Source organism: Bradyrhizobium ottawaense, from assembly GCF_002278135.3.
GTDB classification, from domain to species: Bacteria; Pseudomonadota; Alphaproteobacteria; order Rhizobiales; family Xanthobacteraceae; genus Bradyrhizobium; species Bradyrhizobium ottawaense.
The window spans coordinates 6,043,407-6,063,924 of sequence record NZ_CP029425.2; the positions used below are offsets into that span (position 1 = coordinate 6,043,407).

16 protein-coding genes are annotated in these 20,518 nt (G+C 65.1%); 11 read left to right on the top strand and 5 right to left on the bottom strand.

Translation table 11 applies throughout. From position 1 onward, the window contains the following. Positions 1 to 64 precede the first annotated feature (64 nt). The 11 genes from CIT37_RS28645 (at position 65) to CIT37_RS28695 (ending at position 12,276) form a co-directional block, all read left to right on the top strand. Positions 65 to 1,045: an ABC transporter permease gene (locus CIT37_RS28645; protein WP_026201522.1), complete on the top strand. Its 981-nt coding sequence runs from the start codon at positions 65 to 67 to the stop codon at positions 1,043 to 1,045. A gap of 9 nt (positions 1,046 to 1,054) precedes the next feature. Beyond that, complete coding sequence (locus tag CIT37_RS28650) at positions 1,055 to 2,026, top strand: ABC transporter permease (protein WP_028143436.1); 972 nt, start codon at positions 1,055 to 1,057, stop codon at positions 2,024 to 2,026. Between the two features lie 28 nt (positions 2,027 to 2,054). Next, positions 2,055 to 3,041: an ABC transporter ATP-binding protein gene (locus CIT37_RS28655; RefSeq protein ID WP_028143437.1), complete on the top strand. Its 987-nt coding sequence runs from the start codon at positions 2,055 to 2,057 to the stop codon at positions 3,039 to 3,041. Continuing rightward, entirely contained in the window at positions 3,038 to 4,027 is a 990-nt protein-coding gene (locus CIT37_RS28660) for an ABC transporter ATP-binding protein (RefSeq protein WP_028143438.1), read from the top strand. Before CIT37_RS28655 ends, CIT37_RS28660 begins: the two co-directional genes overlap by 4 nt. An 81-nt stretch (positions 4,028 to 4,108) precedes the next feature. Beyond that, positions 4,109 to 5,914 carry a gamma-glutamyltransferase family protein gene (locus CIT37_RS28665; protein WP_095426355.1) on the top strand — a complete coding sequence of 602 codons (1,806 nt, stop codon included), beginning with the start codon at positions 4,109 to 4,111 and terminating at the stop codon, positions 5,912 to 5,914. Positions 5,915 to 5,923: 9 nt separating this feature from the next. Beyond that, positions 5,924 to 6,634, top strand: coding sequence for a DUF1028 domain-containing protein (locus CIT37_RS28670; protein WP_038972770.1), 711 nt, complete (start codon positions 5,924 to 5,926; stop codon positions 6,632 to 6,634). Then, on the top strand, positions 6,631 to 7,620 hold the full coding sequence (locus CIT37_RS28675; protein ID WP_095426356.1) for an ABC transporter ATP-binding protein: 990 nt from the start codon (positions 6,631 to 6,633) through the stop codon (positions 7,618 to 7,620). Before CIT37_RS28670 ends, CIT37_RS28675 begins: the two co-directional genes overlap by 4 nt. A gap of 175 nt (positions 7,621 to 7,795) precedes the next feature. After that, on the top strand, positions 7,796 to 8,905 hold the full coding sequence (locus CIT37_RS28680) for an ABC transporter ATP-binding protein (RefSeq protein WP_095426357.1): 1,110 nt from the start codon (positions 7,796 to 7,798) through the stop codon (positions 8,903 to 8,905). A 22-nt stretch (positions 8,906 to 8,927) separates the two neighbouring features. After that, positions 8,928 to 10,436 carry an ABC transporter substrate-binding protein gene (locus CIT37_RS28685; RefSeq protein WP_038947049.1) on the top strand — a complete coding sequence of 503 codons (1,509 nt, stop codon included), beginning with the start codon at positions 8,928 to 8,930 and terminating at the stop codon, positions 10,434 to 10,436. A 10-nt stretch (positions 10,437 to 10,446) separates the two neighbouring features. Further along, entirely contained in the window at positions 10,447 to 11,388 is a 942-nt protein-coding gene (locus CIT37_RS28690) for an ABC transporter permease (RefSeq protein ID WP_028143444.1), read from the top strand. A gap of 3 nt (positions 11,389 to 11,391) precedes the next feature. After that, positions 11,392 to 12,276, top strand: coding sequence for an ABC transporter permease (locus tag CIT37_RS28695; protein ID WP_095426358.1), 885 nt, complete (start codon positions 11,392 to 11,394; stop codon positions 12,274 to 12,276). On the opposite strand, the gene cnbZ is transcribed toward CIT37_RS28695, so the two are convergent. From cnbZ to CIT37_RS28720, 5 genes are all read right to left on the bottom strand, one after another. Beyond that, positions 12,273 to 13,019 (bottom strand): 2-amino-5-chloromuconate deaminase CnbZ, encoded by a 747-nt coding sequence (cnbZ, locus tag CIT37_RS28700; RefSeq protein ID WP_095426359.1) that lies wholly within the window; start codon positions 13,017 to 13,019, stop codon positions 12,273 to 12,275. The genes CIT37_RS28695 and cnbZ overlap by 4 nt on opposite strands. A gap of 9 nt (positions 13,020 to 13,028) precedes the next feature. Beyond that, entirely contained in the window at positions 13,029 to 14,279 is a 1,251-nt protein-coding gene (locus CIT37_RS28705; protein ID WP_095426360.1) for an adenylate/guanylate cyclase domain-containing protein, read from the bottom strand. Continuing rightward, positions 14,276 to 14,665 carry a response regulator gene (locus CIT37_RS28710; RefSeq protein WP_018315558.1) on the bottom strand — a complete coding sequence of 130 codons (390 nt, stop codon included), beginning with the start codon at positions 14,663 to 14,665 and terminating at the stop codon, positions 14,276 to 14,278. The genes CIT37_RS28705 and CIT37_RS28710 overlap by 4 nt, the downstream gene beginning before the upstream one ends. Beyond that, the gene (locus tag CIT37_RS28715) at positions 14,662 to 17,244 is read right to left on the bottom strand and encodes a sensor histidine kinase (RefSeq protein WP_095426361.1); all 2,583 of its coding nucleotides are present in this window, start codon (positions 17,242 to 17,244) and stop codon (positions 14,662 to 14,664) included. The genes CIT37_RS28710 and CIT37_RS28715 overlap by 4 nt, the downstream gene beginning before the upstream one ends. Before the next feature lie 150 nt (positions 17,245 to 17,394). After that, positions 17,395 to 20,490 carry a MexW/MexI family multidrug efflux RND transporter permease subunit gene (locus CIT37_RS28720; protein ID WP_095426362.1) on the bottom strand — a complete coding sequence of 1,032 codons (3,096 nt, stop codon included), beginning with the start codon at positions 20,488 to 20,490 and terminating at the stop codon, positions 17,395 to 17,397. Positions 20,491 to 20,518 lie beyond the last annotated feature (28 nt).

Here is a 20,518-nt window from a genome sequence, read left to right on the forward strand (position 1 = left end):
GGACCTTTCCTTTTCCGGCTGACAAAGACGTCGACCGCACGCACACCCAAGGATAGTGGAAGGCATGCTCGCTTTCACTCTTCGCCGCGCCGTTCAGGCCATCGGCGTCATGTTCGCCGTCGGCATCATCGCCTTCTCGATGTTCCGTTTCGCCGGCGACCCCGTCAATCAGATCGTCTCGATCGACACATCGGCGGCCGAACGCGAAGCCGTGCGCAAGTCGCTCGGCCTCGACGATCCCGTGCCGGTGCAGTTCGTGCGTTATTTCGCCGACGCCGCGCAATTCAAGTTCGGCGTCTCCTACCAGTTCCGCCAGCCGGTCTCGACCCTGCTGATGGAACGCATGCCGGCCACGCTGGAACTTGCGATCTGCGCCACCGTGTTTGCAATGGTGTTCGGCATTCTGATGGGCGTCTATTCGGCGCTGAGGCGCGACACCGTGCTGGCCAAATTATTCCAGGCGGTTTCGCTGATCGGCATCTCATTGCCGACTTTCCTGATCGGCATTCTCCTGATCTATCTGTTCGCGGTGACATTGGGCTGGTTGCCCTCGTTCGGCCGCGGCGAGGTGGTCAAGCTCGGCTGGTGGAGCACGGGTCTGCTCACGCTGTCGGGATTGAAGGCATTGATCATGCCCTCGATCACGCTCGGCCTGTTCCAGATGACCCTGATCATGCGGCTGGTGCGCGCGGAGATGCTGGAAGTGCTGCGAACCGACTATATTCGTTTCGCCCGCGCCCGCGGGCTGACCACCCGCGCCATTCATTTCGGCCACGCGCTGAAGAACACGCTCATTCCCGTCATCACCGTGGCCGGCCTTCAGTTTGGCTCGGTTATTGCATTTTCGATCATCACCGAAACCGTGTTCCAATGGCCGGGCATGGGACTGCTGTTCGTGCAGGCCGTGCAAAACGTCGATATCCCGATCATGGCGGCCTATCTGCTGATGGTCTCCCTGATCTTCGTCACCATCAACCTGGTGGTCGACATTCTCTACACCGTAGTCGATCCGCGCCTGCGCGCGACCGTCGGCCGCGCTACATAAGGCCCCTGCATGTCCGACGCCGTCGCCTCCAATTCCGATAAGCAGAGCGCGCCGCCCGCGCATGCCGGTCGCAGCTGGCTCAGCCGCGCCCTCGACAGCGACATCTTCTACTCGTTCCGCCGCTCCAAGCTGACCATGGTGGCGGCGGCCATTACCGTGCTGCTCTTCCTGCTCGCGATCTTTGCATCGGCGCTCGCGGTGCAGAACCCGTTCGATCCGGCGCAGCTCCAGTTGATGAACTCGCGCATCTCGCCGCTCTGGACCGCCGACGGCCAAAGCCCGTTCCTGCTCGGCACCGACGAGCAGGGCCGCGACGTGTTCTCCGCCATCCTCTACGGGATGCGCATCTCGCTCGCCGTCGGCGTGGCCGGCGTGATCTTCGCCGGCGCGCTCGGTATCGCGCTCGGCCTGATCGCCGGCTATTTCGGCGGCGCGGTCGATGGCGTGATCATGCGGATCGCCGACGTGCAACTGACCTTTCCCGCCATTCTGATCGCGCTGCTGGTCAATGGCATTGCGAAATCGATCCTCGGCAACCGTCTGGATGCCACCAGCATGCTGGTGGTGCTGGTGATCTCGATCGGCCTCAGTTTCTGGGTCGGGTATGCAAGGACGGTGCGCGGCTCCGTGATGGTCGAGAAGAACAAGGACTACGTGGCCGCCGCGCAGCTGATCGGCCTGCCCGCGCCAAAGATCATGCTGCGGCACGTGCTGCCGAACACGATGGGCCCGATCCTGGTCATCGCCACCATCAACCTCGCACTGGCCATCATCACCGAGGCAACGCTGTCCTTCCTCGGCGTCGGCCTGCCCGACACCATGCCCTCGCTCGGCACGCTGATCCGCATCGGCAACAATTATCTGTTCGCGGGCGAATGGTGGATTGTCGCTTTCCCCGGCCTCGCGCTGGCCGGCTTGATCCTGTCGATCAACCTGCTCGGCGACTGGCTGCGCGACGCGCTCAACCCGAAGCTCCGATGAGCAAAACTTCGATAAGAGCGCCTCACCCATGACCGAGCCCATCCTCTCCGTTCGCAACCTTCAGGTGGAGTTCGCCTCCCGCCGCGGCACGCTGCGCGCCATCGACGGCGTCTCCTTCGACATCGCCAAGGGCGAGGTGCTGGGCGTGGTCGGCGAATCCGGCGCCGGAAAATCCGTGACCGGCCTCGCCGTGATCGGCCTGATCGACCCGCCCGGCCGGATCGCGGGCGGCGAGGTTCGCCTGGCCGGCCTGCGCATCGACAATTTGCCGCCGGAGGAGATGCGCCGCATCCGTGGCAAACGGATCGGCATGATCTTCCAGGACCCCCTCACCTCGCTCAATCCACTCTACCGGGTCGGTGACCAGATCATCGAGACGATCCGAACCCACCTGAACCTGTCCGAGACGGCCGCCCGCCGCCGCGCCATCGACCTGCTTGCCGAGGTCGGCATTCCCGCGCCGGAAAAGCGCATCGACGGCTACCCGCACGAATTCTCCGGCGGCATGCGCCAGCGCGTCGTGATTGCGCTGGCGATCTGCGCCGAGCCCGAGCTGATCATCGCGGACGAGCCGACCACCGCGCTCGACGTCTCCGTGCAGGCGCAGATCATCTCGCTGATCAAGCGGCTCGGACGCGACCACGGCACCGCCGTGATGCTGGTGACGCACGACATGGGCGTGATCGCGGAGACCTCCGACCGGGTCGCCGTGATGTATGCCGGCCGTGTCGCCGAGATCGGTCCGGTGCAGGATGTCGTCAGAAACCCGCTGCATCCCTATGCCAAGGGCTTGATGGGCGCGATCCCGACGCTGGCCGGCGACGACAAGCGTCTCATGCAGATTCCCGGCTCGATGCCGCGGCTGTCGGCGATCCCGCGCGGCTGCTCGTTCAACCCGCGCTGCGCCTTCGCGTTCGACCGCTGTCGTGTTGATCGACCGGAGCCGCTGCCGCGCGGTGCGCAATCGGTCGCCTGCCATCTCTATGACAGCGTGCCGGCGGAGAGCGCGGCATGAGCGCTTCCTTCGTCCAGGCCACAAATCTGCGCCGGGTGTTCGACGTCTCGAAACCCTGGCTCAACCGCATGCTCGAAGGCGGGCATCTCGAATATCTCAAGGCGGTCGATCACGTCACCTTCGACATCAGGAAGGGCGAGACGTTTGCGCTGGTCGGCGAGTCCGGCTCGGGCAAGACCACGGTGGCGCGGATGGTCGTGGGACTGCTGCCGCCGAGCTCCGGCGATGTCTTGATCGACGGCGTCTCGATGACGGATCCGCGGCAGGCGCCGGCGCGCAGGAAGCTGCGCCGCCGCATCCAGATGATCTTCCAGGACCCCTATGCGAGCCTGAACCCGCGCTTTCGCGTCGATGCCATCATCTCCGAGCCGATCCGCGCCTTCGACCTGATCCAGGGCGAGCGCGACATCCAGGCCCGCGTCGGCGAGCTGCTCAGCCTGGTCGGCCTGCATCCCGACGACCGGCTGAAGTTTCCGCACGAGTTCTCCGGCGGCCAGCGCCAGCGCATCGCGATCGCCCGGGCGCTCGCATCGGACGCCGAGTTCATCGTCTGCGACGAGCCGACTTCGGCGCTCGACGTCTCGGTGCAGGCGCAGATCCTGAACCTGATGCGCGACCTCCAGGACAAGTTCGGCCTGACCTACATGTTCATCAGCCACAACCTCGCCGTGGTCCGCCACATGGCGAGCCGCGTCGGCGTGATGTATCTCGGCCGCATCGTCGAGATCGCTGAAGGCAAGGAGTTGTTCGCACGTCCCCGCATGCCCTACACCAAGATGCTGCTGGGCGCCGTGCCTGATCTTGCCATGAGCGGCCGCCAGCGCATTCCGGTGAAGGGCGAGATCCCGAACCCGATCAATCCGCCGCCCGGCTGCGCCTTCAATCCGCGCTGCCCGCTGGCGTTCGATCTCTGCCGCAAGGAAACGCCGGAACTGATCGACGGCGTCGCCTGCCACGCCGTCAACACCGCGCCGGTCCCGGCGTGACGCGCGCGTGCCATGCCGGCAGCGCATTGGCGGCGCGACATCGCCTGTGATCAATTGCGCGCGCCGCAAATGAGGTAATCCATGGCCAGCATCGTCAATCCCGATCCGTTCACGACCCGCCCCGAGATCGAAGGCACGTTCGGGGTCGTCGCCACTACGCACTGGATCGCGACCGCCGTCGGCATGGCCATCCTGGAAAAGGGCGGCAACGCCTTCGACGCCGGCGTCGCTACCGCCTTCACGCTCCAGGTGGTCGAGCCGCATCTGAACGGCCCCGGCGGCGATGTCCCCATCATCGTCCACGACGTGAAGCGCGGCCGCACCGAGGTGATCTGCGGCCAGGGCCCGGCACCGGCACGCGCCACCATCGCGCATTACAAGAGCGAAGGCCTCGACATGGTGCCCGGCACCGGCCTGCTCGCGGCCTGCGTCGCCGGCACCTTCGAATCCTGGATGATGTTGCTGCGCGATTACGGCACGATGCGCGTGCGCGACGTGCTGGAACCCGCGATCGCCTATGCCCGCGACGGCTATCCGCTGGTCGAGCGCGCCTGCGCCACGATCCAGACCGTCGAGCAATTATTCCGCAAGCACTGGCCGACCTCCGCCGCGGTCTATCTCCCCAACGGCGAGGTGCCGAAGCCCGGCACACTATTTACCAACGAGACGCTGGCCGCGACCTACGCACGGATTCTCAGCGAAGCCGAGAGCGGCGGCGGTGGCCGCGACGCCGAGATCGAGCGCGCGCGCAAAGCCTGGTCGCAAGGCTTCGTCGCGGAAGCCATCGACAAATTCTGCCGCACCCAGGAGGTGATGGACGTCAGCGGCTCGCCGCATCGCGGCGTGCTTTCCGCCGACGACATGGCGCGCTGGCAGCCGACGGTCGAGGCGCCGCTCACCTACGACTATGGCCGCTACACCGTCTGCAAGGCCGGCGTCTGGAGCCAGGGTCCGGTGACGCTGCAACAGCTCGCACTGCTGAAGGGCTTTGCCCTCGACGGGCTCGACCCGACCGGGCCTGAGTTCATCCATCTCCAGATCGAATGCGCAAAACTCGCCTTTGCCGACCGCGAGAAATTCTACGGCGATCCCAAGTTCAGCGAGATCCCGATTACGACGCTGCTATCGGACGCCTATAACGACGAACGTCGTAAGCTAATTACCGAGAAGGCCTCGCTCGATCTCCGGCCCGGCGCGATCGAGGGCTTTGGCGGCGTCGTCAAGCTGCGCCGCGCTGAAGGCCAGCGCGAGGCCGTTGGCGCGCTAGGCGCCGGTGAACCAACCGTGGGGCGCTTCGGCGAGGTGCGCGGCGACACCGTGCATTTCGACATCATCGACAAAGCTGGCAACATGGTGTCTTCGACGCCGTCGGGCGGCTGGCTGCAATCCTCGCCCATCATTCCCGAGCTCGGCTTCTGTCTCGGCAGCCGCGCCCAGATGTTCGATTTGGAGGAGAACCAACCCGGTTCGCTCGCACCGGGCAAGCGGCCGCGCACAACGCTGTCGCCGACCATGGCGCTGCGCGACGGCGAGCCTTACCTCGCCTGGGGTTCGCCCGGCGGCGACCAGCAGGACCAGTGGATCACCCAATTCTTCCTACGCCACGTCCATTGCAATCTCAATCTCCAGGAAGCGATCGACGCGCCGGCCTGGCATTCCGAGCATTTCCCGATCTCGTTCTGGCCGCGTACCGCGCGCCCCGGCGTGCTCGTGGTGGAAAATCGCGTACCCAAGGCGACGATCGAGAACCTTCGTGAGCGCGGGCATATCGTGGAAGTCGGTCCCGACTGGTCCGAAGGCCGGCTCACCGCAGCCTCGCGCGTGGGTCGGCGCCGGCGCGCCGCCGCCAATCCGCGCGGCATGCAAGGTTACGCCGCGGGACGCTGAAGGCAGCACATGACCTGGTCGATCATCGCGCGAGACCCTTTCACCGGCCAGTTCGGCATCGCTGTTGCGACACGTTTTTTCGCCGTCGGCGCACGCGTGCCGTATATTGCCGCCGGCGTCGGCGCCATCGCGACGCAGGCCTTCGTCAATCCCTATTACGGCATCGACGGCGTCAAGCTGTTGCGGGAAGGCCTCAATGCGCGCGACGTGCTGGCCGCGCTACTCGCGACCGACGATGGCCGCGAGAGCCGTCAGATCCACATCATGGATGCGAGCGGCGAGATCGCCGCACATACCGGGCGCGACTGCGTCGACTGGTGCGGGCACATCGCAGGCAGCGGCTTTTCCATCGCCGGCAACATGCTGGCCGGCGCCGACGTGCTCGACGAGACCGCAAAGACCTATATCGCCAACGACAGCCTGCCCTTCCCGCGCCGCCTGCTCGCCGCGATGCGCGCCGGGGAAGCCGCCGGCGGCGACAAGCGCGGCAAGCAGTCTGCCGCGCTGTTGATTCACGGCGAGGAGGAATGGCCGGCGCTGGACATTCGCGCCGACGACCATCCCGATCCGCTCGGCGAACTCGAGCGACTCGAACACGTCAGCCACGAGCTCTGGGTGCATTTTCGCGATTCCATGCCGACGCGACGGAACCCGGCCGGCAATACCGACCGCGGCGTCATCGACGCCAGCATCCAAGCAGCGCGTGCAAGGCAATCATGAGCGCGAGCCCTCTCATCGAGATCAGGGACCTCCGCATCCGCTTCCACGGCGACGACGGCCGCATCACCCACGCGGTCGACAGTGTCGACCTCAGTGTCGCCAACGGCGCGACCCTCGGCCTCGTCGGCGAATCCGGCTGCGGCAAGAGCGTGACCTCGCTGGCGATCATGGGCCTGCTGCCGAAACAAAGCGCGGAGATATCGGGCGCGATCCGCTTCGACGGCCTCGACCTCCTGAAGACGCCGGACCAGACCCTGCGCAATCTGCGCGGCAACCGGCTCGCGATGATCTTCCAGGAACCGATGACCTCGCTCAATCCGAGCTTCACCATCGGCGACCAGATCATCGAGACCATTTTGCGCCACCGCGGCGGCTCGCGGAAAAGCGCGCGCGAGCGGGCGATCGAGCTGCTGCGCCGGGTCCACATCCCCTCGCCCGAGCGGCGCGTCGACGAATATCCGCACAAGCTCTCCGGCGGCATGCGCCAGCGCGTGATGATCGCGATGGCGCTGGCCTGCGACCCGCGCCTGCTGATCGCCGATGAGCCGACCACTGCGCTCGATGTCACCTTGCAGGCGCAAATCCTGGAGCTGATGCGGGAGTTGAAAGCGGCAAGCGGCGCCGCGATCATCCTGATCACGCACGATCTCGGCGTGGTCGCCGAGGTCTGCGACGAGGTCGCGGTGATGTATGCCGGCGAGATCGTCGAGCGCGCGCCGGTGGACGAATTGTTCTCGGCGCCGCAGCACCCCTACACCGTCGGCCTGCTCGGCTCGATCCCGCGACTCGACCATCGGGCCGAACAGCTTGCCACGATCGAGGGTATGGTGCCGAACATGGCGCAGCCGCCGGCAGGCTGCCGCTTCGCCGCGCGCTGCCCGTTCGTGCTGGACGCCTGCACCACGGCGCCGCCACCACTGATCGAAGTCAGCCCCGGCCACCTCTCGCGCTGCATCCGCGCGCCGCTCGAACGCCTGGTGTCGTGATGGCCACGTTCTCTCTTCCCGTTCCCCGGGGGCAGCGCAGCACAAGCGCAGCGCGGTGGTGCGCTGCTGAACCGGGGCCCATGTGGCGGCAGACTGGCTCCCGGTTCAGCGTCGCAACACTTCGCGTTGCGCCGCGCCCGGGACACGAGACTGAGTTTCGTCGGGATCACGAACGATGACCGCTCTGCTCGAGGTTACAGGCCTGGTCAAGCATTTCGTCGCCGAACGCTCGCTGTTCGGCCGGGCGCTGGCGCATGTCAAAGCCGTTGATGGCGTCTCCTTCTCGCTCGAGGCCGGCAAGACGCTGGCCCTGGTCGGCGAATCCGGTTGCGGCAAATCCACCGTCAGCCGCCTGGTGCTGCGGCTGATCGAGCCGGATGCGGGCACGATCCGGTTCGACGGCCGCGATCTTCTCTCGCTCGATCCCAATACGCTCCGCGCCTTCCGCCGCGAGGCCCAGATCATCTTTCAGGACCCCTATGCCTCGCTCAATCCGCGCATGACGGTCGGCCAGATCCTGACCGAACCGCTGGCATTGCACGATCTCGTGCCGCCTGTGCAGCGGCGCGCGCGCGTCGCGGAGTTGCTGCGGCTGGTCGGGCTGGAGCCGAGGCTGGCGCGGCGCTATCCGCACGAATTCTCCGGCGGCCAGCGCCAGCGCATCGCCATTGCTCGCGCGCTCGCGGTCGAGCCGAAGCTGATCATCTGCGACGAGCCGGTCTCGGCGCTGGACGTCTCGATCCGCTCGCAGATCCTCAATCTGCTGCGCGAGCTCCAGGACCGGCTCGGCCTCGCCTATATTTTCGTCTCGCACGACCTCGCCGTGGTCAAGCACATCGCCGACCACGTCGCGGTGATGAATCTCGGCCAGATCGTCGAGACGGCGGAGGCGGACGCGCTGTTCGCCTCGCCGCGCCACCCCTATAGCCGGGCGCTGTTGTCCGCGATCCCGCTGCCGCAGCCGAAGGTGAAGCGCGCGACCGTCCTGCTCGAGGGCGAGATCCCGAGCGCGCTCAACCCGCCTTCTGGCTGCCGCTTCCACACCCGCTGCCCGTTCGTGATCGAGCTCTGCCGCAACGAGGCGCCGGCACTTCTAGCTGACGGCACGGGCCACGCCGCCGCCTGCCACCGCACGGCGGAACTGCCGTCTGCCGACGCCATATTGCCGGCAGCCGGCGGGTTTTCGCCGGCGCTTGCAAAATTGGTCGCCGCCTTCAGCCAAAAGACGGAAGGCGCTGCCACCGCCGGGGTTGGTATACAAGGCACCGCGCCCACAACGACATAGCCGAAGCAATGGGGACTGTCCGATGAAGATGTTTCGCCTGGCCGCAACGGCCGCCGCCGTCCTGCTGTCGCTTGGAGCCGCGCAGGCCCAGACCACGCTGCGCATCGGCCTCGCCGAGGACCCTGACATCCTCGATCCCACGATGGCGCGCACCTATGTCGGCCGCATCGTGTTCTCCGCCTTCTGCGACAAGCTGTTCGACATCGACGAGAAGCTCAACATCGTGCCGCAGCTCGCGCTGTCGAGCGAAACCGCCGACGACGGCAAGGCGCTGGTCATCAAGCTGCGGCCCGGCGTGAAATTCCACGACGGCGAACCGTTCGACGCGGAAGCCGCCAAGTTCTCGCTGGAACGGCATCTGACGTTCCCCGGATCCTTCCGCAAACCCGAGCTCGCCTCGGTCGATCACATCGAAGTCGTCGATCCCCTCACGGTCAAGCTGGTGCTGAAGTCACCGTTCTCGCCGCTGCTCGCTCAGCTCACCGACCGCGCCGGGATGATGGTGTCGCCTAAGGCGGCGAAAGAGGCCGGCGACAAATTCGGCCTGCGCCCGGTCTGCGCCGGCCCGTATAAATTCGTCGAGCGCGTGCAGCAGGACCGCATCGTGTTCGAAAAGTTCGCGGACTATTGGAACAAGGACAACGTCTTCATCGACAAGATCGTGTTCCAGCCGATCGTCGATGCCACGGTGCGGCTTGCGAACTTGAAATCCGGCGGCCTCGATTTGATCGAGCGCGTGCTTGCCACCGACCTGAAGGAAGTCCGCGCGGATTCACGGCTGAAAGTCGCGACCGCCATCGAGCTCGGCTATCAGGGCATCACGCTCAACATCGGCAAGGACAAGGCCAAGGGGCCGCTCAGCCAATCCGCAAAGGTGCGGCAGGCGCTCGACCTTGCGATCGACCGCGACGCCATCAACCAGGTCGTATTCAACGGCGAGTTTCAGGTCGGCAATCAATGGGTCAACCCTGATCATCCCTACTATCAGAAATCCCTTCCGGTCCGTCCCCGCAATGTCGAGAAGGCCAAGGCGCTGCTGAAGGAAGCCGGCGCGACACCGCCGGTCAGCGTCGATTTCCTGGTGCCCAAGGGCGCGGAGACCGAGACGCCGGCGCAGGTGATCCAGTCGATGGCGGCCGAGGCTGGGTTCGACATGAAGATCCGCCTCACCGAATTCGCGACCGGGCTGAAGCAGGCCGAGGCCGGCGACTACCAGGCCTATATGCTCGCCTGGAGCGGGCGCGTCGATCCCGACGGCAACAGCTTCGTGTTCCTGCACAGCGGCGCGCCGCAGAATTACGGCGCGTGGAACAACCCGCAGGCCGACAAGGCACTGGAAGACGCGAGATCGGTCACCGATCCCGCCAAGCGCAAGGCCAGCTATGAGGCCCTGGCCAAGCTGGTCCAGGACGAAGAGCCGCTGCTGTACCTCTACCACCGCCGCATCATCATCGCGCACACGACCAAGCTCGAAGGCTACAAGCAGATGCCCGACGGCCTCGTGCGTGTCATCGGACTCAAGCTGAAGTGACGCCGCGAGAATGCTGAACTTCCTCGCCCGCCGCCTTGCGCAGATCGTGCCGACGCTGTTCTTCGTCTCGGTGCTGATCTTCTCGCTGCAGCAATTGCTGCCGGGCGATCCCGCGCTGGTGATGGCGGGCGAAGAGCGCGATCCCGCCGTGATCGAGCAGATCCGTCATCAGTACCGGCTCGATCAGCCGGTCCCGGTGCAGTACGCCTACTGGATCAAGGGCGTGCTCTCGGGCGATTTCGGCGAGTCGCTGCGCAACAAGATGCCGGTGCGCGAGCTGATCGCGCAGAAGCTGCCGGTGACGTTGCAGCTCGGCGGCATGGCGATCGTGATCGCGTTCCTGATCGGCATCCCCGCCGGCATCGTCGCGGCCGTGAAGAAGGGCTCGGCCTGGGACTACGGCGCGAACCTGTTTGCGCTGTGGGGCATCTCGACGCCGAACTTCTGGCTCGGGATCATGCTGATTTTCCTGTTCTCGATCGAGCTCGGCTGGCTGCCGGCGTCCGGCTACGTGCCGCTCACCGAGAACTGGCGCGCGAGCCTGGCGGCCACCATCATGCCGGCTTTCGTGCTCGGCAATGCCATTGCCGCGGTCCTGATGCGGCATACCCGCAGCGCCATGCTGCAGGTGCTGGAAAGCGACTACGTCCGCACCGCCCGGGCCAAGGGACTCCTGGAGCGCTCGGTGATCCTGAAGCACGCCATGCGCAACGCGCTGACGCCCGTCATCACGCTCGGCGCGCTCGAGCTCGGGACGCTGTTGTCCGGCGCAGTCCTGACCGAGCAGATCTTCTCCATCCCCGGCTTCGGCAAGCTGATCGTGGACGCCGTCTTCAACCGCGACTACGCCGTCGTGCAAGGCGTCGTGCTGGTGACGGCCACGATCTACATCACGCTGAATCTCGTTGCCGACATCGCCTATATCCTCGTCAATCCGCGGCTGCGGGGCTAGAGCATGACCGACGCCGCGCTGCCCGGCCCTCTCACGCAAGCCGACGAGCTGGATAGCCCGGCCCGCCGCGCGCGCCGGCGGCTGTTCAAGCGCAAGACGGCGATATTCGGGCTCGTCGTGCTCACGATGTTCATCGTGCTCGCCATGCTGGCCCCACTGATCGTGCCCTATGATCCCATCGCGACGAGCTGGAGCCTGGTGCGCAAGCCGCCCACCTCGGCGCACTGGTTCGGCACCGATGAGCTCGGCCGCGACATCTTCAGCCGGATCGTCTACGGCGCGCGCGCCTCGCTGCTCGCGGGCCTCATCTCGGTGGCGATCGCGCTCGGCATCGGCGTGCCGCTCGGTCTCGTCGCTGGCTATCGCGGTGGCTTCGTCGATGCGCTGATCAGCCGGATCACGGATGCGATGCTGGCCTGCCCGTTCCTGATCCTGGCGATCGCGCTGGCGGCGTTCCTCGGGCCGAGCCTCGGCAATGCCATGATTGCGATCGGCATCTCCGCAACACCGATCTTCACCCGCCTGACCCGCGGCCAGGTGCTCGTCGTCAAGGCCGAGGACTATGTCGAGGCCGCGCGCGCGCTCGGCAACCCGCCGTGGCGGATCGCGCTCTCGCATATCCTGCCGAACATCCTGCCCGCGCTGCTGGTGCAGGCGACACTGTCGATTGCCGCCGCCATCATCGCCGAAGCCGCGCTGTCGTTCCTCGGCCTCGGCCAGCAGCCGCCGGCGCCGTCCTGGGGCAGCATGCTCAACGCCGCGCAGCGCTTCCTGACCCAGGCACCGTGGATGGCGATCTGGCCGGGGCTTGCGATCTTCCTCGTGGTGCTGTCGCTGAACCTGCTCGGCGACGGCCTGCGCGACGCGCTCGACCCGCGGCAGCGCTAGATCACCGCTTCCCGCATCACGCGGCGGCAATCCATCTCGTATTCGAGATCGACCACCGGCGGGCGGGCGAAATGCCAGGTCAGGCCGGAGCGCAACGCGCCGCGGCGGACCAGTTCGTCGACGAGCGTATGGTGGAAATCGTGCACGGAATAGGCCTGCACCGCAGTGGTGTCGTTCCAGCCGAAGCCGAAAGCCGCCATCCGGCTTTCCATCTGCGACGTCGTGGTGAAGCGCACCTTCTCCCGCAGCCCCTCAGGGCTGAGGTCGCGATAGCGCACGGTGCGCTCGACATAGGTGCCGCTGCCCTCACGTGCCTCGGCGCCGCCTGATATCACGAAGGACGGCGCTTTCGAGCGGGTCGGACGCGTAAACGAGAACGCATAGAACGACGGCTCGGACGGCGGATCGATCTCGGGACAGACATTGCTGCGCGCCACCGGATTGGTGGTGCCGTCGAAGATGCCCCATTCGGACAGCGTCTTCACATAGTGCAGGTTGAACGCGCGAAAGCCCTCTTCGCTGAAGGCTGCCGGTGAACGCAGCTCGCAGGCACAGAATGCCGTCAACGGCCGCCCGGCCTCCTGGATGAATTTCGCCGCCAGCGCAAACCCTTCCGCGAGCGGGACCACACGGTCGAAGCGGACGCGTTCGATTTCGTAGCCGTCATCCGCGGCGGCGCCCGCCGAATACTGGAACACGGACGGAATGAAACGATAATTGCCGGCAGAGAAGTCACGCATCATGTCGAACCCCTATTCCAGTTGCATGCGAATGCCCTTGGCGCCGTTGAGCAGGCGCTTCAGGTGAAAGCCGGCCAGGGAATCGTCGGCGTGCATGCCGACCAGCGCGGCAAAGGCCGGCATGGCCGCGGCATCGCCGGCCTCCATCTTGGCGAAAGCCTCCGAATACAGTGCCGTTTCCGGCGCTTCGAACTTGCCCGGTGGCAGCGGCTCGAAGGCGCGCAACGGCTCGCTGCGTCCGCGCAGCATCAGCTCCCCCACGGGGCGGCCTTGAAAATTCTCGGCCGCCTCGGCGACGCTGGCGCTGACGCAAATGCGGGTGCCCAGATGCTTGTTGGCGGCCTCCAGCCGCGCCGCAATGTTGATGGAGTCCCCATAGGCGGTGTAGTCGAAGAAGCGATTGCCGCCGAAATTGCCGACCAGCGCTGGACCGGCGTGAATGCCGATGCGGGTGGCACCGAAGGACACACCCATGGCGCTCTGGCGCGCGCGAAAGTCCTGCGCCCAGGCGTCGAGCTCATGGGCGCAGGCGACCGCACGCGTGGCATAATCCGGCTGATCGCCGGGCGCATTGAAGAGCACCTGGATCGCATCGCCGATGATCTTTGCGACCGTGCCCTCATGGACGAAGACGATTTCGGTCATGCCGCCGACATACTCGTTGAGCAGCTTGCCCAACGTCTCGGGCGGCGCGCTCTCGACCAACGAGGTGAAGCCGGTAATATCGGTGAAGATGGTGGCGACATCGCGCCACTGAACTTCGATCCCCTCTCCGTCGCCGCTGGCGGCCAGACGCTTGGCGAGCTCGGGCGAGAAATGGCGCGACAGCGCGGCGTGGGCGCGCTCGGCTTCCATCTGGCGCCGCCGCACCTCGCGCAGCATCTCGATATGGCGGATGGTCTTCTCGATCGTGGCCTCCAGATCGGCGAAGTCGATCGGCTTGGTCAGGAAGTCGAACGCGCCGCGGTTCATGGCGGTGCGGATATTGCTCATGTCGCCATAGGCCGAGACGATGATGGTCGATTTCTTGTCCTCGGCCTCCTGGAGTTTCGCGAGCAGCGATAGCCCGTCCATCCTGGGCATGTTGATATCGGAGACCACCATGTCGACCTGCGGATTCTGCTCGAGCGAGGCCAGCGCCTCGAGACCGTCGCGAGCGAATATGATGGCGACCTGTCCGTCGCGGATCTGCCTGCGAAATTTTTGCAGGACCAGCGCCTCGAGATCCGGCTCGTCGTCGACGAAGAGGATGGTCGCGCTCATGCGGCTTGCTCGAGCCTCGTGTCGATCTCCTGCCGCAGCAAGGCAAAGTCGATCGGCTTGGTGAGGAGCCCGACGGCGCCGCGCTCGATCGCCTTTCGCCGCGTCTCGGCGTCGCCATAGGCCGTGATCATGATGACGGGAACGTCCGGATGCGCGGCACGCACCTTCGGCAGCATGTCGAGCCCGCTCATGCCGGGCATGTTGATGTCGGACAGGATCAGGATCAGCGAGGGATCGCGAACCTCGGCGGCCCGCTTGAGCGCATCGGGCGCGGAGGAGGCGAACTCCATCTGGAAGCGGCCGGCGCGCAGCTCGCGCCGGAATTGCTGCCGGAATAGCGCCTCGACGTCGGGCTCGTCATCGACGACCAGGATGTAAACGTTCACGACTTGCCTCCGGAAGTGCCCTCCGCCGCCATCGTACGCGGCAGGGTGATGATGAACTCGGTGAATACACCTTGCATGGTGTTCACGTCGATGGTGCCGCCGTGCTGCTTCACGACGATATCGTGGCTCATGGACAGGCCGAGCCCGGTGCCCTCGCCGACCGGCTTGGTGGTGAAGAAGGGGTTGAACATCTTCTCCTTCACCTCGGGCGGAATTCCGGTGCCATTGTCACGGATCCGGATCTCGACCCTGTCGCCGAGGTCCTTGGTTGCCGCGCTCAAGGTCGGCTCGAAGGCCTCACCCGCGCTCTCCTTGCGTTTGGCCGTGGCATAGAAGCCGTTCGAGATCAGGTTGAGGAAGACGCGCGTGATCTCCTGCGGATAGATCTCGACCATACCGGCAGCGGGATCGAACGTGCGCTGAAGCGTAACGTTGAAGGAGGGACGTTCGGCCCGCGCGCCGTGATAGGCGAGATTGAGGCTCTCCTCCACGACCGCATTGATGTCGACGGCTCGATGCTCGCCGGAACCTTCGCGCGAATGCAGCAGCATGTTCCTGACGATGGAATCGGCACGCTTGCCGTGCTGCACCACCTTCTCGAGATTGCTCCTGAGCATGCCAGTCAGCTCGTCGACCTCCTCCCTGGTCTTGCCGTCGAGCGCAGCCGATTGCAGGGCCTCCTTGAGCTCGTCGATCAGCTCGGTGGAGACCGCGGAGAAATTGTTGACGAAGTTGAGCGGATTCTTGATCTCGTGGGCGATGCCGGCGGTGAGCTGACCGAGCGAGGCAAGCTTCTCGGTCTGGATCAGGCGATCCTGGGCGGCGCGCAGATCGTCGAGGGATCGCGACAACTCTGTCGTGCGTTCCTGAACCTCCTCGAACAATCGAACATTTTCGATCGCGATAAGGGCTTGGTCTGCAAAGGTCGTGGCGAGTTCGATTTGCTTCTCGCTGAAGGGACGCACCATATGTCGCGTCAAGACGAACACGCCGATTGGCGATCCTTCTCGAAGCAGGGGGACACCGAGCATCGTACGCACATTGGACCGCCTTCGCGCGGATGAGGGTGCATAGTCCGGATCGGCCTGCACATCGGGGACGTGAACCGTCTTGGCTTCGAGCAGCGTACGCCCGACCACACTTCCCCGTTCTGGTAAAGAAGCAAAGGTCCGAAGCTTGCTTTCCTGCTCCGCATCGAGGCCGCAGCTTGCCGCCAAATAGAAAGCGCCATCGCGCGGTCGAAAGATCGTTCCCTCGTCGGCGTTACACAAGCGGGCGGCCGATCCGACGAGCGTATTCAGCACGGTTTGCAGATCGAACGCCGAGCGGCTGATGACCTTCAGCACGTCGGCGGTCGCCGTCTGCTGCTGGAGAGAGTCGCTCAATTCCGCTGTTCGCCGTTCGACCTTGTTTTCGAGATCGGCATAGGATTCCTGCAAGCGCGCGCCCATGTCGTTGAACTGGTCGGCGAGCCCTTCGAGCTCGTCGCCCGTCCGGATCGAGATGCGCTGGGAGAAGTCGCCACCGCCGATCCTTTCCGCGCCGCTGCGCAGCGCCTGGATCGGCCCGACCATGCGGCGCGCCAAAAATATCCCCGCAAGCACCGCGAAGATCGACGCCGCGAGCAGCACGATCGCAAGCCGCTGCAGCGAGGCGTAGAGCGATGCATAGGCCTCTTCGACCGGCAGCTCGACGAACATGGTCCAGTGCAACGGCTCGATCGGCGCCGATGCGGTCAAGACCTTCTGTCCCTGGATGTTGCGCGCTTCCTCGAGCGCGTTCGGCATGGTGCCGCCGGCAGCCTGGGCGGCGCGCACCTGCGCGAGGCCGGACATGTCGGTGTTGCGCAGCACGAGACTGATATCGGGATGCGCGATCAGGCGCCCTTCCGGACCGACGACATAGGCGTGCCCGTGCTGGCCGACCTTGATCTGCGAGACCACGTCCCAGATCAGCTTGAGATTGACCTCGGCAATGCTGACACCGGCATCCCTGCGCGCGCCGGCCAGGGCCAGCGTCATGTAGGGCTCGGACTCCCGGCGGAAATAGACCGGGCCGTAATAGACCTTGTGCGCGACCGCCTCGGTGAACTTCGGATCGTTGGATAGGTCGATCCCGCTCTCGATCGCGTCCATCGCCAGCCGCGAGACACGCAACCGTTCCTTGCCGGTCGAGTCCACCTGGGCAAGCTCGGTAATCCCGGGCACCTGGCGCAACAGCCGCAGCGCGTCGAACCGGCGCTGCTCGATCGAGCCCGCCGACCAGGGCAGTTGCGTGGTCCAGCCGAGCTGGCTCTCGATCTCCTTGACGAACTGGCCGATCTTGGCCGCGGCCGCCTCGGCCTGCTCATGCTGGACCCGGATCAGCGAAGCCTTGTGCTCGCGATAATAGAAGAAGACCTCGAACAGACCGTTGGCCAGCAGCGCGATGGCGACGACAGCCACGAACAGCGCGACATATTTGGTGAACAGCCGGGTCCTGATCCCTCGTCCCGTTCCCCCGCCGGCAGCGACGCCATCCGAGGCCACGCTCGGCAGCGTCCTGGCTTGCGGGGTGTCGGGATGGAGGGAAAGGCTCATCACCCGAAACCTAGCAAGAAGACGGGACCTTGTCTTTCGCAAGCGCGGGATAAGGCCCTCGCCCATCGAAACCGGCGCCCGGGCGCAACGAAAAAGGGCGGCAGCGGACCCGCCGCTGCCGCCCTCTGGATCGCTTGCGAGCCAGCGGCTTCAGGTCGGCCGCAGGGCCTTGGAGCCGAGGTCGAGCTCGTTGACCTGCTTGTTCCGCTCGGAATCGGCCGCCGCGCGATGGTCGGTCGCCAGCACCACGTAGACCGCGGGCAGCACGAACAGCGTGAACAGCGTGCCGATCGACATGCCGGCGACGACGACCAGGCCGATCGAGAAGCGGCTGGCCGCCCCCGCGCCGGTTGCGGTCAGGAGCGGGATCAGGCCGGTCACCATCGCGGCCGTCGTCATCAGGATCGGCCGCAGGCGGATGCGGGCTGACATTTCGATGGCAGAGCGGCGGTCGAGCCGCTCGTTGACCTGGAGCTCGTTGGCGAACTCCACCATCAGGATGCCGTGCTTGGTGATCAGGCCGACCAGGGTGAGCAGACCGACCTGGGTATAGATGTTCATGGTCGCCACGCCGAAGAACAGCGGGATCAGCGCACCGACGATCGCCATCGGCACCGAGATCATGATCACCAACGGGTCACGCAAGCTCTCGAACTGCGCAGCCAGCACCAGGAAGATGATGATCAGCGCGAAGCCGAAGGTGATCGCGAGCTGATTGCCTTCCTGCACGTACTGCCGGGAGTCCGCGAGATAGTCGTGGCTGAAGCCTTGCGGCAGCTTCTTGGCCTCGCTTTCGAGGAAGTCGACCGCCGCACCGACGGTCACGCCGGGCATCGGCACGGCCGAGAACGTCGCCGAATTGAGCTGGTTGTAGTGGGTCAGCGAATTCGGGGCGGTCTTGGTCTTGACTGAGACCACGGTCGACAGTGGCAGCTGCTGGCCCGTGTTGGTCGTCACGTAATAGCCACCGAGCGATTCCGGCGACAGCCGGCTGCTGCGCGGCACCTGCGGGATCACCTGATAGGAACGGCCCTCGAGATTGAAGCGGTTGATGTAGTTGCCGCCCAGCAGCACGGCCAGCGTGCTGCCGAGGTTCTGCATGTTGACGCCGAGATCCTGCGCCTTGGTACGGTCGATCGTGACCTCCACGTTCGGCTGGTTGTAGGCGAGATCGCTGTCGGAGACGATGAACATGCCGCTCTTGCGCGCAGAGTCCTTCAGCTTCTCCATCTGCTCGAAGACCGTCTGGAAACCCGCGGTGGAATTGATCACCATCTGCACCGGCAGACCGCCCGGTCCGCCCGGCAGCGGCGGCAGGTTGAACGCGAACGCCTGCACGCCCTCGATCTTGGAGAGTTCGGCCTGCACCAGCGGCTTCAGCTGGATCGCCGAACGTTTGCGCTCGTCCCAGGGCTTGAGCAGCATGCCGGCGATGCCGCCCTGCGGACCGTTGATGCCGTTCAGCACGAAGCGCAGATCGGTCTCGGGGAATTTCTCGAATTCCTTGTCGAGCTTCTCGCCATAGAAATCGACATAATCGATATTGGCGTATTTCGGCGCCTTGGTCACCGCGAACACGATGCCCTGGTCTTCTTCAGGCGCCAGCTCTTTCGAGGTGTGCATATAGAGGAAGCCGACGAGCCCGAGGATCGTGATCGCGAACAGGCCGGTAATCGCCTTGTAATCCAGCGAACGGTCGAGCCTGCGGCCGTACCATCGCGTCAGCGCGCCGAACACCTTGTTGACGAGCTTGGCGAAGCGGCCTTCTTCGGTGTTCTTGAGCAGCACCGAGCACATCATCGGCGACAGCGTCAGCGCGATCACGCCCGACACGATCACTGATCCCGCAAGCGTGAAAGCGAACTCGCGGAACAGCGAACCGGTGAGGCCGCCAAGGAAGCCGATCGGCGCGTACACCGCGGCGAGCGTGATGGTCATCGAGATGATCGGGCCGACGATTTCACGCGCCCCTTCCAGCGACGCCTGGACCGGCGTCTTGCCCTCCTCCAGATGGCGATGGATGTTCTCTACCACGACGATGGCGTCGTCGACCACGAGGCCGATCGCCAGCACCATCGCCAGCAGCGTCAGCAGGTTGAAGCTGAAGCCTAGCGCCAGCATCAGGGTGCAGACGCCGATCATCGACAGCGGAATCGTGACAACCGGAATGATGACCGAGCGGAGCGAGGCCAGGAACAGGAAGATGACCACGATCACGATGATCACGGCTTCGCCCAGCGTCTTCTCGACCTCGTCGATCGAGGACTGGATGAACTTGGTCGAATCGTAGGCAACCTTCATCTTCATCGACGGCGGCAGATTGCGCTCGAGCTCCGGGAACAGCGCGCGCACGCCCTTGACCAGAGTCAGCGGGTTGCCTTGCGGCGTCGCGTTCACGCCGATGAAGATCGCATGCTCGCCGTTGAAGGCGACGCTCGCATCCGTGCTCTGCGCGGCCAGCTCGACCGTGGCGATGTCCTCCATCCGGACGAAGCCGCCGTCCTTGGCCTTGACGATCATCTTCCGGAACTGGTTGACGTCAGTGAGGCTTGTGTTCGTGGAAATGTTGGAAACGATCAGATAGCCCTTGGTCTGCCCCGCCGCGGACTGGAAGTTGTTGGCCTGGATCGCCGCGGCGACGTCGGCCGGCGACACGTTGCGGCCCGCCATCTTCAAGGGATCGAGCCACAGCCGCATTGCAAAGGTCTGGCCGCCGAGAATGTCGGCCGAGGCGACGCCGTCGACCGTCGACAACACCGGCTGCACCACGCGCGTCAGATAATCCGAGATCGCCGAGCCCGACAGCTCTTCGGACGAAAAGCCGAGATACATCACGGCCGTGGTCTGGCCCGTGGTCTTGGTCACGATCGGGTCGTTGGATTCCTTCGGGATCAGATATTTGACCGAATTCGTCTTGGCCAGCACCTCGGTGAGCGCCTGGTTCGGATCGAAATTCAGCTTGATGTACACCTGGATCGTCGAGGTACCGAGCACCGAGGACGAGGTCATGTAGTCGACGCCTTCAGCCGAGGCGACGGCCTGCTCGATCGGCGTCGTGATGAAGCCCTGGATCAGGTCCGCGGACGCGCCGGGATAGACGGTCGTGATGTTGATGACCGTGTTCGAAAGCTTGGGATATTGCCGGATCGGCAGCACCATCGCCGCGCGCAGGCCGATCAGCAGGATCAGCAGGCTGACGACGACCGACAGGACCGGTCGCTTGATGAAAATGTCGGTGAAGCGCATCGCGGCGATCTCGATTTCTGTATCTCAA